Below are 15,952 nucleotides of genomic sequence, written 5' to 3' on the forward strand. Positions count from 1 at the left end.
TGATCGCTTTAGAGGTTATAGGATATCCTTTAAAAACTAAATACATTATACGAGGAGTGCGCAATGGGGTATAAAGTACTGGCGATAAATCCCGGATCAACATCGACTAAAATCGCTTTATTTGAAGATGAAAATGAAATTTATTCTGAAAATATAGAGCATGCCGCTGATGAATTAAATGCTTTTGATAGGGTTGGAGATCAGTTTGAAATGAGAAAAGATGCCATTCTTTCTTCACTTAATTCCAATGGCTATGATGTCACGATACTCTCTGCTGTGGTGGGTAGAGGGGGCATGTTGCCTCCAGTGAAATCTGGTGCATATGAAGTCAATGCAGTCATGGTGGACAGATTAAAAAATAGAGCAATTTATGAGCATGCTTCGAATTTAGGTGCATTGATTGCTTATGAAATAGCTAATATGGCTCAGGTAACAGCTTATATCTACGATTCTGTTCGAGTGGATGAAATGAACGATGTGGCACGGATTTCTGGAATGGTCGATATCCCCAGAGAAAGTAATAGTCATGCCCTAAATTCGCGCGCTATGGCATTAAAACTTTCCAAACAACTGGGTAAAGCCTACGATCAAATGAACTTTATTGTGGCACACATGGGTGGTGGTATTTCCATTTCGGTGCATGAAAAGGGCAAGATGGTGGATATAATAGCCGATGATGAGGGACCATTTTCTCCTGAAAGAGCTGGGAGAGTGCCTTGCAAGCAACTGGTGAATTTTTGTTATTCAGAAAAGTATAGTTTGAAGGATATCAAAAATGTCATGAGAACCCAAAGTGGTTTAAAAGGTTATTTGGGAACGGCAGATGCTAGAGCCGTTGAAAAGATGATTGAACAAGGTGATGCTTATGCAAAGCTCATATACGAATCACTTGCTTACCAGGTTTCAAAAGGGATTGGTGAACTGGCCACAGTTGTAGATGGTAAAGTAGATGCTATTATTCTAACAGGAGGCATAGCGCATTCAAAACTGCTGACATCGTGGATTGAAAAAAAGGTGGCTTTTATTGCATCCGTTTACGTGCTCCCAGGTGAGAATGAAATGTCGGCGTTGGCACTTGGCGCTCTGAGAGTTTTAAGAAATGAAGAAGTTGCAAGTCAATATTCAGAGAGCGATGCTTAAAATAGGAAGCGTGTTTTTTTAAAAGCCAAATAGAGGATCAAGAGGGGCCATTTTAAAATGACTAAAATATATCATTTTAAAATGGCCCCTCTTTGATGTGTTAAAATGAGATTTAATCTAGTTTTTAATCCAGTTCAAAAGCACCTGTGTAAAGCTGATAGTATTTGCCCTTTTGTGTAATCAGTTCATCATGGCTGCCGCGTTCAATGATTTGTCCCTGTTCAAGCACCATGATGACATCCGCATTTTTTATAGTGGAAAGTCTATGAGCAATGACGAATACAGTTCTACCTTTCATAAGTGCATCCATTCCTTTTTGTACAATGGCTTCAGTTCTGGTATCAATAGATGAAGTCGCTTCATCCAAAATCATAACAGGCGGATCGGCTACAGCTGCACGGGCGATGGAGATCAATTGTCGCTGTCCTTGAGAAAGGCTACTGCCATCACCTTTGATAATCGTTTGATAGCCTTGCGGGAGCATGTGGATAAAGCCATCTGCATTTGCAAGTTTTGCGGCAGCAATACAGTCCTCATCTGTTGCATCAAGCTTACCATAACGAATATTATCCATTACTGTCCCTGTGAACAGATTGACATCTTGCAGAACAATACCAAGCGATCGACGAAGCGAAGCTTTTTTAATCTTATTAATATTAATGCCATCATAACGAATTTTGCCGTCAGCTATATCATAGAAACGGTTAATAAGATTGGTAATTGTTGTTTTCCCAGCACCTGTAGAGCCCACAAGAGCAACTTTTTGACCGGGCTTGGCATAAAGTGTGATATCGCGGAGCACTTTTTTATTTTCTTCGTATGCAAAATCCACATTAAAGAATTGGATGTGCCCAGTCATTGGCGTAAAAGTAATGGTGCCATCACTATGCGGATGTTTCCAAGCCCATAAATCTGTTCGTTCTGTACACTCTGCCAGCTCTCCATTCTCTAGTTTTGCGTTGACGAGCATGACATAGCCATCGTCTTGCTCTTCTATCTCATCCATCAATTCAAAAATCCTTGATGCGCCAGCAAGTGCCATAACCACCATGTTAAATTGCATGGAAATCTGACCGATAGGACTGATAAAACTACGCGACAATGTAAGAAAAGATACAATTGTACCAATTGTGAGCACATTAAATCCCGTGATACTCAAATTAGGGAGCTCTGCAATACCAGCGGCACCTCCGATGATAGCAATGATGACATAGAGCATATAACCTAAGTTGCCTACGATAGGCATGGTGATATTACCATATTTATTAGCTTGAGTTGAACTGTGACAAAGTTCGTCATTTTTCTTATCGAATTCGAGTTTCGCTTGATCTTCATGGCAGAATACTTTGACGACTTTCTGACCACTGATGAGTTCTTCAATATAACCATTCACATCTCCAAGAGATTTTTGTTGTTTTACAAAGAAAGTTTGGCTCTTGCCCACTAGAAATTTAACGACTTTTAAAAGCACAAAAGTAAAGAATATAACAAAGGCAGTTAAGCCGATACTCAGGTAGAGCATGGCAACAAATACGGTTATGATGCTAATAAGTGAGGAAAACATTTGTGGCAAACTTTGTGAAATGGCTTGACGAAGCGTATCTGTATCATTGGTATAACGGCTCATGACATCCCCGTGATTATGGGTATCAAAATAATGTATGGGGAGTGTTTGCATATGTCCAAACATTTTATCTCTGATTTTCTTCAGTGTACTCTGTGCAACAACGACCATGGTTTGATTGTAGAATAAAGTGGCAAGAACACCAATTGCATAAATAGCACCTATGAGTAGAATGGCATGCAATAGAGCCTTAAATAAAGGATGGTCTTGTCCAATTAAGGGCATAATATACTGGTCGATAAGTGTTTTGAGAAACAGTGCAGAAGCTGCGCTGGCAGCTGCACTTAAAAATATGCAAATCACGACGAAAACCAATCTAATTTTGTATTCGCTCATGTAAGAAAACAGTCTTTTTATGGTCCCAGGCTTAAAGCGATGTGCTACAGTTTTACTCATGAAGACCACCTCCTCTGGTTTGAGATTCATAGACCTCTCTATAGATGTTACAGTTTTTGAGTAATTCATCATGTGTTCCAATGGCATTGATACTGCCATCGTCCATGACAATGATTTTATCAGCATCTTGAACAGAAGAAGTACGTTGTGCGATGATGATTTTTGTCGTATTAGGGATTTCCTGACGAAATGCTTGTCGGATTAAGCTATCCGTCTTCGTATCCACAGCACTGGTGGAATCATCGAGGATTATGATTTTAGGCTTTTTAAGCAATGCTCTTGCAATGCAAAGTCTTTGCCTTTGTCCACCTGAAACATTGGTGCCCCCTTGTTCGATATAGGTGTCGTATTGGTTTTCAAATGTTCTGATAAAATTATCTGCTTGTGCGAGTTCACAGGCATGAATGATTTCAGAATCTGTGGCATTTGGATTACCCCATTTGAGGTTTTCCTTGATGGTTCCAGAAAAGAGAATGTTTTTTTGAAGGACAACAGCAACTTGATTCCGTAATGATTCAAGATCATAATCTCGCACGTCGATACCTGAGACTGTAATTTTGCCCTCAGTGGCATCATAAAGGCGCGGAATGAGTTGAATCAAACTTGATTTAGAAGAACCGGTTCCTCCAATAATCCCCACTGTTTCACCTGCTTTAATGGAAAAGTTGATGTCGTGCAAAACGGGCTTATCTGCATTTTTAGTATAGGAGAAGGAGACCTTTTCAAAAGTGATGGCACCATTTTCTACATTGAAAATGGGCTTGTCCGCATTTTTTAGATCGACTTCTTCATTTAGAATTTCCACAATACGTTCTACGGATGCACGGGAAATCGTAATCATAACGACCACCATTGAGAGCATCATAAGACTCATTAAAATTTGCATTGCATAAGTAATTAAGCTTGCAAGCTCTCCTGTGGAAAGCCCTATTGCAGGATTATTACCACTTGCAATGATGGATTTTGCGCCGAACCATGAAAGTAAAAGCATGCTGGTATAAAGGCAAAATTGCATTAGAGGCATATTAAATGCCAAGCGTTTTTCTGCCTTTGAAAAATTATCGAAAATAGATTGCGAAATTGTCTCAAACTTCTCTTTTTCATGGGCTTCACGTGTGAATGATTTGACGACTCTGATGCCGTGTAAGTTTTCTTGTACGATGTTATTCAGGGTGTCATAAGTACGAAAAACTTTTTTAAAAATGGGATGCACGTTCATCATGATAAACCATAGACCTGTTCCAAGCACAGGGATAATTGCAACAAAGATGAAAGACAGCTCTGCATCAATTCGGAAAGAAAAAATCATGGCAAATAAAATCATCATTGGCGCCCTTACGGCAAGTCTCACTAACATTTGAAAAGCGTTTTGCACATTAGTGATATCGGTGGTCATCCTTGTGATGATACTGGATGTTGAAAATTTATCAATATTAGAAAATGAAAACTTTTGTACCTTATAGAATAGGTCATGCCGTAAATTCTTTGCAAATCCAGATGAAGAAATTGCAGCACTACGCCCTGCCAAGATACCGAAAAGCAAAGCTAATATTGCGGCAATCACAAGGATGAGTCCTATCCATAATATATTGGACATATTTTTGGGGTTGATACCACTATCAATTAACACAGCCATTAAAGTAGGAATAAGGATTTCAAAAATGGTTTCTAAAGTGACATATATGGGCGTTAATATAATGTCCTTTTTATATTCTCTCACACTAGAGAGCAGTTTCTTAATCATAAAAAAGTTCCTTTCAATTTTATGAGATTTAGGTTGGGAAGCGTTTAATCTCCAGCTATATTGTCTTTCATTCTTTGGATAAAAGTATAGAGATTTTCAACTTCATCTCTTGTAAAACCTTTTATAAGCGTTTGCTCCAATTGCATGATATCAGCCTTCATAAGTTCCTGAATCTTACTTGCCTTTTCGGTGAGAACGATCTTTTTTAGGCGTGCATCATGGGTGACAGCCTGCCTTAAGATCAGCTCTTTTTGCTCCATGAGACTTAAAACTCTGGAGGCGGTAGACCTTGCAATTTTAAAGTGATCTTCAATGTCTCTTTGAAAAATATCTTTGTCGGCATTTCTGGAGAGATAACCTATAATCCAGCTATTGTTACCAGTAATCGTTTCAATCTCTTTTTTGTGTGAAGAAAATTCGAAGTATCGTTTGATCATATTGCTTAATGATCTCAGTTCAAATCCAATTTGCACTTCTTCCATAATATAAATCCTTTCTAAACAAATTGTTGTATATAAAACTGTTGTATATAGAACAATATATACTTTCTAATGATTATTGTCAATCATATAAGCATAAAGGATAGTTAGTTGTTACCTTAATGGTGTGCTTTGGCAAACACAGGTTAGGATAGATATCTTTTTTTCATGAAATTGACATACAAAAAAGGATCTATTACAATGAATTGATGCAGAAAATACCGATGAAATAGAACATGTGATGACATGGAGAAAGTGAGCATAAAATGAATGGACAGAATAGATCTAATATTAAGATTGGCTCTAAAGTTATGATTGTATTAAAAGCAGATCAACGCACGGGTAAACTAACTGAAGGTGTTGTTAAAAAGATTCTAACCAATAGCAGTTCGCATCCACATGGCATAAAAGTAATGCTTGAAGATGGGCAGGTGGGGAGAGTACAGAAGATCATGGGTTAGGTATAAACAATGTATATAATTGGATATAGAGACTGTATATAAATTGAAGGGAGTTTTAAATTGAAAGGATATAGAGGTATTATTTTTGACTTAGATGGCACATTACTCAATACATTAGAAGATTTAGCCGATGCGGTTAATCATACCATGCGCCAATATCATTTGGAAGAGAAGACAATTGAAGAAGTTCGAAAGTTTGTAGGCAATGGGGTTAAACGACTAATAGAATTATGTGTGCCTATGGGTGAGGATCATTCTTGTTTTAACGCTATATTAGAGACTTTTATAACTTATTATGAAGCTAATTCCAATCATAAGACAAGACCTTATGACAATATACTTGAGTTATTGGAATCTCTATCAAGTGAAAACTATCACTTGGCTATTGTCTCTAATAAGATTGATAGTGCAGTGAAGGATTTGAACAAGCAGTATTTCAGTAAGTGGATAGAGATTGCAATAGGCGAAACCAAAGAGATTAGGCGAAAACCTGCTGCTGACATGGTTCATGCATGTCTTAATCAGATGGCACTATCTCCAAGTGAAGTGGTTTATATAGGGGACTCGGAAGTGGATATTTTAACTGCTAAAAATGCTGGGATTGACTGTATCAGCGTTAATTGGGGGTTTAGAGATGAAAAGTGGCTTAAGGCTCACGGTGCCAAATGCATCGTCAGCGATGTAAAGGGGCTTGAAAAAGAACTTTTAAATTCAAAAAGAGATTCAGCTTAAAGAAATTATTTTAAAGGTCCCTCTTTTTATCAAATAGACTCTTTCTATTTAATATTAATTTGTTGAATTTTAAATGAATGATTAATTCTTCTATTGCAGAGAGTGTTCCCATTAAACAAAGACCAATGGGTGCAAAGTCTAGTATGTCAAAAGGGCGTATTAGTGGATAAAGAAATAGCATTAAACCAGTCGCTTTATTTGCAATCGTATGCAGACTCCCAAATTTTCTATATTTTATAACAGCAATAATAAAAGCTGCGAATCGAATGCATATAATGATAAAGATCCAAATAATGTACGCCATAGGAATTTCTAATATTGGAATCAGTATGGCCATAACCACTAAGATCATAATAAGATCTGCAAATGAATCTAATTTGGCCCCTAATTCGCTTGTTGAGTTTGTTTTTCTCGCAATATAGCCATCTACAATATCGCTGAGACCACAAAATATGTAAACCAGATAAAAGGCTGTACTGAAAGGCTCTAACTTCAGCAATGATAATGCCATTAAAATTCGAGAAAGCGATATGATATTTACGATTAATTTCATTTTGGGCTCCTTATAACTGCAAACTCAAATTTTACTTTTTTTTCTAATGAAAAACAATACTATACAGGTTAAAAGGATTAATGATAAGCAGATATCAAAGCCATAAAGGATGTTGGACTCTTTAACACCCCATCCAGTAGATTTGAGTAACATAACTCGGATAATTATAGTGTTAAAAAGATTGAGAAGTGCGCCTGCTCCGAAAAGGATTCCAAGTAATTTAAAATGTTTTCTTTTGATCATGTGTGCCTCCTATGATGGGGTCAATACTAGATTCAGAAGTTTTCCTTTACTCCTGATTGAGTTCATCGGATGCCTTTTTCAGTAAACTCAGCATCATTAAGAATGATATTGTTGGAACAACAAATACAAGTATGAAGAGCAATGGTGTTAACTCAGTGAATAAAAAATGAATATAGATTATTATATTTGATATCAAATATAAATACCAAGTGATTCTTGCACTTGATTTTAAGTCTTGGAGATTTGCAAGTTTTGCTTCTAATCTAATACCATAGCAGATGTTATAAATGATAAATAAGTGGATTAATTGAGTTATTAATCCGAAAATGAGGCTCCAAATACTAAGTGGATTGTTATAAAAATCGCTCAGTGATATTAGCGGTGGGAACATATCAAAAAGAGCTATAAAAATCATGAGCAGAGCAGGTCCTCTGCTTTTATGAAAAAAAGGATTGGTATCTTTCATAGCGGATAACCCTTGATAGAAAAAAATATAGCCAATAAAATCGGGTAATATGTCAAATTCGGAGATCCTAAAATCAAAAAAGAAAATAAATCCCCATAATAGTTTGTGATAGTTCATTTGGTATCCTCTCTCCATCGTTGAGTAAGATTATGTCTTATGAGACTACAAAAAAGAACAGCTTAATTATGCTTTTGTATACATCCAATTGTTTTACCCTTGAGTTGTCTGCCCAGAGCTTTTCGCTTTTGACATAACCGTTGATTATTTCAAAATGTGTAATGCTTAAGCTTTTGTATTCAGTGTTTTCTGTCAAGGTAAGTGTTTCACCTAAACCATAACCGGCCACACCTTCACTCCAAACAGTATCCAAATCAAAGTCATGGGCGTTTTGTGCCTCATAGCTTATTGTTTTGTATGGCTTCAGTTCAGAAGAGGCAGATAAAGTAGGTGTTTCAGCAGCACAATACCAGTTACATCCCCCTTTAAATGCATGCTAGTCATCATCACAGAGATAAGATTTTATTGTATGTATTTCCGGATAGAGGTCGGTTGTATCAATAGTATTTTCATTTTCATTCCCGTAAGATAGCATTAAATTGCCTATGTATAAAGTGAGCGTAATAACCATGTACATAAAGAGTGCTGATAATATTTTTTTTCTTTGCATTTTAAACCGCCTTTCATTTTTTCAAATTTAATAATGGTGTGGGCTAGAAGCCTAAACCATCTAATATTATATCATAAAAATAGTTAAAGTAATTTGAAATGAATTTTTATAGAGCTTCACTTGTACTCCTATAAGATAAGCGCTCGATTAGCAACACGAGAAAGGTATGTTATAATGAGTATGTCAAGTTAAATGAATACAAATGAGGAGCTTTATAAATGATAGAATTTGTGGAAAAACAGTTGATTGCGTATGGTCTAAATGAGAAATTTACAGATGTTGCAACGAATGCAGTCGTCGCTATGATGATTGCTTTGATCAGTATCTGCCTTTATTTTATAGCTAAAAAGGTAGTCCTTAAAATTATTGAAAATTTTATTAAGAAGAGTAAAACAAAATGGGATGATATTCTTTTGAAACACAAGGTGTTCGAACGGCTTATTCATATGATTCCAGCAATTGTGGTGCACTCATTTGCGCCAATGTTTCCCAGTTATCAAGTCATCATTCAGAAAATTGCATTTTGTTATATTTTGGTATTCTTTTTGTTGGCACTGGATGAGTTCTTTAATGTCATAGATGACATATACAGTCATTTTGAAGCCTCAAAATCAAGACCGATCAAAGGGTACCTTCAGGTGTTTAAGATTATTTCTTATATTGTTGGCATCATTGTTGTGATTGGCGTCGTGATGGATCGATCACCACTGATTTTATTGGGCAGTATTGGTGCTGCTTCAGCAGTTCTCTTATTGATTTTTCAAAATTCAATACTGGGCCTCGTGGCTGGTGTCCAGCTTTCAGCTAACGATATGATCAGGCTTGGCGATTGGATTGAGATGAGCAAATATGGTGCAGATGGTGAGGTGATAGAAATCTCATTACATACTGTAAAAGTACAGAATTGGGATAAGAGCATCACAACGATCCCAAGTTATGCACTTATATCCGAATCATTTATCAATTGGAAAGGGATGCAAGAATCGGGCAGTAGACGGATTAAACGTGCTATTTATATTGATATGACGAGCATCAAATTTTGTGATGAATTGATGCTTGACCGTTATAAAAAAATTGAATATCTTAAACCTTATTTAGAGCGTAAGGAAAAGGAAATTCTTCATTATAATGAATCCAATTCAGTTGATCGCTCTAATATTGTCAACGGAAGACATCTCACGAATATAGGGACTTTAAGAGTCTACATTGAAACTTATTTAAAGAATCACCCAAAGATCAGTAAAGATATGATTTTAATGGTGAGACAACTCGCTCCAAATGAAAAGGGCTTGCCGCTTGAAATATATGGGTTTATAAATGACAATGCATGGGTTAATTATGAGGCTATTCAATCGGATATATTTGATCATATCTTTGCGATTATCCTGGAATTTGACCTTAGAATATTTCAAAATCCAACGGGAAATGATTTGAGATCAATGGTAAAGTGTTGCCAACTTTAGGCACTGAAGAAATAGAAATGATGGCTCAGGGTCTTAATCGGGTATACTTGGGTCTTATAGAAGCGGCAACACATTCATCAAAAGACGTCGCAAAATATGTGAAAAATCAGAATTGGAAGTCGCTAAAGATATCAAGTGTCACTGCGCACTTAACCTGAAATGGGTATATTGTGGAAAATGGGTTATTTAAAAGAAAAATTCATTCAACTGAAAAGGGGAGGGAAGCCGTTAGCAATTTCTTATATAGCAATGTAGTTGGGAAATGAAGCTTCAAAGAGGACGCAAATGTCACGTTAAATACAATCCAGAATATGGTAATGAATATTTAGTCTTGACTAAATAGAAATAATACTGTTATAATTGTGTTAACAAAGTGCTCGTATGTGAATATTTTGTTAAAGTAATGTAAAATAATTGAATATATCTGACGGTTTAAAAAGAGTGATAATATCAAGCTTTATAGAAGGTCAACACAAAATTAAATTTTTTGTGCTGGCCTTTTTTTGTTGCCAAAAATTGAGCAGACGATTTCTAAGACAATAAAAATAGTGAAGGGATTAGGAGGGTAGACATATGAATAAATTTCCATGTGTGATTATGCGAGGCGGTACAAGCAAGGCGGTTTGTTTTAAAAAAGAAGATATGCCAAAAGATGAAAAGGTTTGGCCAGAATTTTTATTGGATGTAATGGGAAGTCCAGATATAAAGCAAATTGATGGCCTTGGTGGTGCTAATTCTTTAACGAGCAAGGTGGCTATACTTGCACGTTCTGAAGAACCTGGCATTGATATCGATTATACTTTTGCGCAGGTGAGCTTAAACCAGAGTGTCGTAGATCTGAATGGGAATTGCGGTAATATCTCTTCAGCCGTAGCGCCATTTGCAATTGAACAAGGTCTTATAGAAGTTGATTCTAAATTAAAACAGAAAACGGTTGTGATTAAGAATACAAATACCAATAAAATTATTGAAGCCGAAGTTGTGGTGGAAAATGGTGCTTATGTGTCTCAAGGCACGTTGGAAATTCCCGGCGTTCCAGGAAGTGGTTCGAAAATAGGACTTATTTTTCACGGCTCTGAGGGTGCGGTTACAGGGAAGTTGCTTCCAACGGATAATCCAAGGGATTTAATTGAAACATCAAGAGGCAAGATTGAAATTTCAATTGTGGATGCAGCGAATCCGCTAGTCTTCATAAAGGCTGAAGACGTGGGTCTTAAAGGCATAGAGCTTCCTAGTGAATTCGATGGAGTGACACTGGGTTATATTGAGGAAATTAGGTCTATTGCAGCAGAACTTTGCGGGTTTTGTGATAAGAGTGAAGCAACTGTTAAATCGCCAGCAGTTCCAAAGGCAACCATCGTTTCCGCAGCTCAAAGTTATAAGGATATAAAAGGCATCCAATATGAATCTGGGGATATGGATGTCATGATTCGAATGATGTCAATGCAGAAACCACATCAAGCACTTGCTATTACAGGCGCTGTTTGCATCTCTGTAGCTTCTAAAATTGAAGATACGATTGTAAATAGGATAATGGTCAGTGATCAACTTAAGACTCGAATAGCACATCCAGGTGGTGTTATGGAGACTCAGATTCAGATGTGTGGAGAACAAATTCAATCTGTGCAAGTGTCACGAACTTCCAGAAGAATCATGGAAGGCTATGTGTTCACTCATAAAAATTATTAATTGGAGGGTAAGATGAAAAAGATTTTAGCATTAGTATTTATTTTCGTGATGGTATTTACAATGGTTGGATGTGCACCTAAAGCAGAAGCACCAGCACCGGCGCCAGCAAAAGAATCAGCACAAGCTTCAGCACCAGAGCAAGCAGCACCAGAAGCAAAAAAAGTTGATTTTCCAAAGAGACCTATTGAAATGGTAATTCCATTTGGAACAGGTGGCGCAAGTGATATCTTTGCAAGAGGCTATGCGCAAATCGTTGAAAAGTATCTTGGTAAACCTTTGACTGCAGTAAACAAAGGCGGCGCAGGCACAATTGAGGGCCTAACTTATGCTTATGGCGCGCCAGCAGATGGTTATACAGTTTTAGAAATTACACCGTCTTTACTCATTGTTGAAGCGCAAGGTAAAAGCAGTATCAAATTTAGAAGTGAGTTTGAGCCTATTATGCGTGTTCAATCGGATGTGGTTTCAATTGGTGTTTCTGTAAATAGCCAATTCCAAAATATTGATGAACTTATTGAATATGCAAAAGCAAATCCTAAAAAATTGAAAATAGGTGGTTTATCACCAGGCGGTTTAGATGATTATATTGCAAATGGATTTGCACTTGCAGCAGGTATAGAGTGGACTTATGTACCTTATAAATCTGGATCAGAACTTAAAGCGGCTGTTTTAGGTGGGGAATTAGATGTTTATCAAGATAAATTAATCTCATTTTTACCATTAGTGGAATCGGGCGATGTTAGACCGCTAGTTGTTTTAAATGATAAAAAATTGGATTCTGTGGAAGTCTTAAAAGATGTCCCATCATCTGTTGAAAAAGGCATCGACTTTACCCAAGGGTCATGGAGAGGTTTTGTTATCAAAAAAGGCGTACCTGAAGAAGTTAAAAAGATCATCATAGAAGCATTTGAAGAGGCCTATAAAGATCAAGCATATAAAGAAATGGAAGCAAGAGAAATGACCAATGTTCGTGAAGGTTATTTAAATTCTGAAGATTTTGGAAAAGCATGGGATAAAGAGTTCGATTCTTATGTTGAAATCTTCAAGCTCATGGGAGTTATCAAATAAGAGTTGGTAGATTGAATTCTGGAGGATTTCATGTGAATCCTCCAGATCATTTGAAAGGTGGTCAGGGTAAATGGAAATTGTTTTCAATTCGATTGTGGCTTTATTTATTTTACTTTACATGTTCTTTGCGATGCAGTTAGGGGCGTCAAATACCGAAGGCGACATATTTGGAGCAGGTGGATTTCCTTTAGTAATAGCAGTTTTAGGCATTGTTGTTTTAATCGTTATAACAAGAGATATCCTTAAAAATAAGAAGAAGATAGATATCCCAATGTTTAATTTAAAGACAGCTGGTGGTAAGGCAGTAACCTTGAATGTAATGGCGGTGAGTCTATACGTCGTGCTGTTAAATTTTGTTGGGTTCATAATAGCAACGCCGATATTTTTAATTACCAGTGCCAAGAGTATGGGCTATAAGGAACATAGAGCATTGGCAATATACACTATTTTAGTCAGTGCTGTTTTAGTCTTTGTCTTTGGCAAAATATTTTTTATACCACTTCCAAGAGGTATCAGCGTATTTCGTGACTTGAGTTATCTCATATATTAGGAGGGATTAAAATGAATATTATCATTCAATCATTATCACAGATCATAATGCCTTTCAATCTAATGTTGATAACTTTAGGCACATTATTTGGAATGGTATGTGGTGCGTTACCAGGGTTAAGTTCTTCAATGGCAATTATATTGTGCTTGCCTTTTACGTATTCCATGGATCCCGTATCGGGTGTTTTATTACTGGTTTCAGTCTATGTAGGTGGGGCGACAGGCGGTTCCATTTCTGCAATACTGCTTAAGACACCTGGGACCCCAGAAGCGGTTGCAACTACTTTTGATGGTTATCCCATGTCACAGCGGGGAGATGCAGGGCTTGCCTTGGGGCTTGCAGTATCTGCATCCTCATTTGGCACTATTTTTTCAGCGATTTGTATGGTGATCAGTGCACCTTTACTCGCTGTATTGGCTTTAAAATTTCAAAGTGCAGAGTATTTTGCATTAGGTCTTGTAGGCTTAAGTTGTATCACAAGCATAGGTTCAAAAAATCAGATGAAAGCCATTCTTTCTGTTCTTTTGGGATTGATGTTTTCAACCATAGGCATTGACTCCATAAACGGCATTGAAAGATTTGCTTTTAAGCAACCTTTCCTACTGAACGGCATCAATTATATATCGGTAATGATTGGCGCTTTTGCGATCGCCGAAGTGTACAGAAATGTTGAAGAGTTATCACATCGGGACACGAGTACGGTTACAAATTCCAAAGTATCCTTAGTGATTATGAAATTTTCTGAAATGCTAAAAATGTGGAAGACATTCATAAAATCGGCAATTATTGGCACGGTTATCGGGATCATTCCTGCTGCAGGCGGCTCCATTGCATCTTTGATTTCTTATGGAGAAGCCGTACGCTCTAGTGATACACCAGAAGAATTTGGCAAGGGAATACCTGAGGGCATCATTGCACCGGAGTCGGCGAATAATGCTGCTGTTGGTGGGAGTATGGTGCCAACAATGGTGCTGGGCATACCAGGGAGTCCTGTAGCTGCAGTTATAATGGCCGCTTTTATGATTTTGGGCCTCAGACCAGGACCATTATTGATTAGAGACCAGCCTATTTTGCTAAATGCTATATTTTTTGGCATGTTAATAGCGGCGTTACTTTTATTTGTTGGGGGCAGATTTGTCACACGTGAGTTCGCTAGAATTTTAAAATTGCCATATCCTCTGTTGGGCACTTTAATTGCAACATTGGGTGTTGTTGGTGCTTACTCTCTTAAAAATAGCTTTTATGACGTTGCCATTATGTTTATTTTCGGATTTATTGGCTATTATTTTGAAAAGTTTAAATATTCAAGTTCAGCTTTTATTTTGGGATTAATACTAGGCGAACTTGTTGAAAACTCTTTGAGAAAACAAATCATTATTGGAAACGGAAGCTGGAGTGGCTTTGTAGAAAGACCGCTTTCTCTGTTCATCTTAATGGTTGCAGCAATAACGTTTCTTTCGCCTATTATTTCAAAATATAAAAAGAACAAGAAGGCAAAGACTGAAAAGAGTACACACTAGTTTAATAAATATTCACAAAGAGGTAGTTTATAAAGCTACCTCTTTACGAGTTTTTTATGATTGGAGGATAGCATGAGTATTCGACTGGTATTAATTGGAGCAACAAAGACATCGGCTATAGAGTTGGAAGATGTGGTAAAGCATACTTTTGGAAATTTAGTAGAAACAACGTGTACAACTGTTAATGCGTATCAAGATTGTGTGGGCGATTTATATCTTGTATTTATAAATCGTGAAGAAGCGTTTATAAAAATATTTGGACGAGAAAAGGTAATTGCACTGGAAATGCTTCCCCCAGTAGAGTTTTTCGTATCTGTTGCTCAGATTCCTAAAGGTGCAACAGTTGGTATTGTAAGTATTAGCAGCAGTGGCGTGCAGATTCTTCAAAATGCATTAATGGAAGCCAATTTAAGTCATATTCATTATGTGCCAATCACATACGGCGATTCTTCTGAATTAGAAATTCAGAAAAAGCTTTCAAGCGTCAATTATATCATTGGAAACAATGCCTATCTTTCGAAAACCGCAGATTTTTATAAAAAGTATAGCATCTATTTTAACTCTGAGCTCAACATAATCGTCAGCCCACCGAGAGTTGCGACCTCAAAATCAGTCAGCTTAATGGCAAAAAAAGTAATGGAAGTCATTGATCAACAAAATCGGCAAGGAGAATTGATAGAAAGAGCTAAAAAGCTCAAGGATTCGATATCAAATGTTGTTGCAGCGATGCAACAGTTGAATGCATCTCAAGAAGAACTTGCAGCTACGATGAAAGCAGTTGAAACGATAACTGAAAAGGCATCAGATGGTGTTGGCAAAACTGGGGAAATACTTAAGACAATTCAATCTATAGCGAGACAGACCAATATGCTTGGGTTAAATGCTTCTATAGAAGCGGCGCGTGCCGGACAATCTGGGAAAGGATTTTCTGTGGTTGCAGAAGAAGTTCGCAAGCTTGCTGAACTCAGCAATTCAGCAGCCATATCAATAAAGGAACTGTTGACTGAATTAGGGACCTCTATGACGCGCGTTATTGAAAATACAAACATGACAACTCAAATTTCACAAGAGCAGGCACTTGCAACAAATTCGATTGCAATTATGATAGGTGAAATCAACAATTTGAGCGAAGAAATGATGCTTTCAAGTTGAATAAA

Annotated in this window: 15 protein-coding genes and 1 pseudogene; 9 read left to right on the forward strand and 7 right to left on the reverse strand. The window is 37.1% G+C overall.

Annotation, left to right across the window (positions count from 1 at the left end; genetic code table 11):
• The first annotated feature begins 63 nt into the window (after positions 1-63).
• Positions 64-1,140, forward strand: coding sequence for a butyrate kinase (gene buk / locus ISU02_RS05430; protein ID WP_194700790.1), 1,077 nt, complete (start codon positions 64-66; stop codon positions 1,138-1,140).
• 124 nt (positions 1,141-1,264) lie between these two features.
• On the opposite strand, the gene ISU02_RS05435 is transcribed toward buk, so the two are convergent.
• Genes ISU02_RS05435 through ISU02_RS05445 form a run of 3 tightly spaced genes read right to left on the reverse strand, consistent with a single transcriptional unit; the run spans position 1,265 to position 5,386 of the window.
• Positions 1,265-3,160, reverse strand: coding sequence for an ABC transporter ATP-binding protein (locus ISU02_RS05435; RefSeq protein ID WP_228727736.1), 1,896 nt, complete (start codon positions 3,158-3,160; stop codon positions 1,265-1,267).
• Complete coding sequence (locus tag ISU02_RS05440) at positions 3,153-4,904, reverse strand: ABC transporter ATP-binding protein (RefSeq protein WP_194700791.1); 1,752 nt, start codon at positions 4,902-4,904, stop codon at positions 3,153-3,155. Before ISU02_RS05440 ends, ISU02_RS05435 begins: the two co-directional genes overlap by 8 nt.
• A gap of 44 nt (positions 4,905-4,948) precedes the next feature.
• Positions 4,949-5,386 (reverse strand): MarR family winged helix-turn-helix transcriptional regulator, encoded by a 438-nt coding sequence (locus ISU02_RS05445; RefSeq protein WP_194700792.1) that lies wholly within the window; start codon positions 5,384-5,386, stop codon positions 4,949-4,951.
• A gap of 263 nt (positions 5,387-5,649) precedes the next feature.
• Between ISU02_RS05445 and ISU02_RS05450 the strand changes: the two genes are divergently transcribed.
• Positions 5,650-5,844 (forward strand): YwbE family protein, encoded by a 195-nt coding sequence (locus ISU02_RS05450; protein ID WP_194700793.1) that lies wholly within the window; start codon positions 5,650-5,652, stop codon positions 5,842-5,844.
• A gap of 60 nt (positions 5,845-5,904) precedes the next feature.
• Entirely contained in the window at positions 5,905-6,576 is a 672-nt protein-coding gene (locus ISU02_RS05455) for an HAD family hydrolase (RefSeq protein ID WP_194700794.1), read from the forward strand.
• A gap of 10 nt (positions 6,577-6,586) precedes the next feature.
• On the opposite strand, the gene ISU02_RS05460 is transcribed toward ISU02_RS05455, so the two are convergent.
• The 4 genes and pseudogenes from ISU02_RS05460 to ISU02_RS24455 form a co-directional block, all read right to left on the reverse strand.
• Positions 6,587-7,129: a CDP-alcohol phosphatidyltransferase family protein gene (locus tag ISU02_RS05460; RefSeq protein ID WP_194700795.1), complete on the reverse strand. Its 543-nt coding sequence runs from the start codon at positions 7,127-7,129 to the stop codon at positions 6,587-6,589.
• Positions 7,130-7,153: 24 nt separating this feature from the next.
• Entirely contained in the window at positions 7,154-7,372 is a 219-nt protein-coding gene (locus ISU02_RS05465; RefSeq protein ID WP_194700796.1) for a hypothetical protein, read from the reverse strand.
• A gap of 46 nt (positions 7,373-7,418) precedes the next feature.
• A complete protein-coding gene (locus tag ISU02_RS05470; protein WP_194700797.1) occupies positions 7,419-7,955 on the reverse strand; it encodes a hypothetical protein in 537 nt (178 codons plus the stop codon).
• 37 nt (positions 7,956-7,992) lie between these two features.
• A pseudogene (locus ISU02_RS24455) lies at positions 7,993-8,295 on the reverse strand (NADase-type glycan-binding domain-containing protein); the annotation flags it as partial.
• Positions 8,296-8,723: 428 nt separating this feature from the next.
• Here ISU02_RS24455 and ISU02_RS05475 point away from each other — a divergent pair.
• The 6 genes from ISU02_RS05475 (at position 8,724) to ISU02_RS24255 (ending at position 15,947) form a co-directional block, all read left to right on the forward strand.
• The gene (locus tag ISU02_RS05475) at positions 8,724-9,968 is read left to right on the forward strand and encodes a mechanosensitive ion channel family protein (protein ID WP_194700798.1); all 1,245 of its coding nucleotides are present in this window, start codon (positions 8,724-8,726) and stop codon (positions 9,966-9,968) included.
• Between the two features lie 573 nt (positions 9,969-10,541).
• Positions 10,542-11,657, forward strand: coding sequence for a 2-methylaconitate cis-trans isomerase PrpF family protein (locus ISU02_RS05485; protein WP_194700800.1), 1,116 nt, complete (start codon positions 10,542-10,544; stop codon positions 11,655-11,657).
• Positions 11,658-11,669: 12 nt separating this feature from the next.
• Complete coding sequence (locus ISU02_RS05490; RefSeq protein WP_194700801.1) at positions 11,670-12,725, forward strand: tripartite tricarboxylate transporter substrate binding protein; 1,056 nt, start codon at positions 11,670-11,672, stop codon at positions 12,723-12,725.
• Positions 12,726-12,795: 70 nt separating this feature from the next.
• On the forward strand, positions 12,796-13,275 hold the full coding sequence (locus tag ISU02_RS05495) for a tripartite tricarboxylate transporter TctB family protein (protein ID WP_194700802.1): 480 nt from the start codon (positions 12,796-12,798) through the stop codon (positions 13,273-13,275).
• Between the two features lie 11 nt (positions 13,276-13,286).
• Positions 13,287-14,795 carry a tripartite tricarboxylate transporter permease gene (locus ISU02_RS05500; RefSeq protein WP_194700803.1) on the forward strand — a complete coding sequence of 503 codons (1,509 nt, stop codon included), beginning with the start codon at positions 13,287-13,289 and terminating at the stop codon, positions 14,793-14,795.
• 72 nt (positions 14,796-14,867) lie between these two features.
• Positions 14,868-15,947: a methyl-accepting chemotaxis protein gene (locus ISU02_RS24255; protein WP_194700804.1), complete on the forward strand. Its 1,080-nt coding sequence runs from the start codon at positions 14,868-14,870 to the stop codon at positions 15,945-15,947.
• The last annotated feature ends 5 nt before the right edge of the window (positions 15,948-15,952 follow it).

It is taken from the genome of Fusibacter ferrireducens, assembly GCF_015352425.1.
GTDB classification, from domain to species: Bacteria; Bacillota; Clostridia; order Peptostreptococcales; family Acidaminobacteraceae; genus Fusibacter_A; species Fusibacter_A ferrireducens.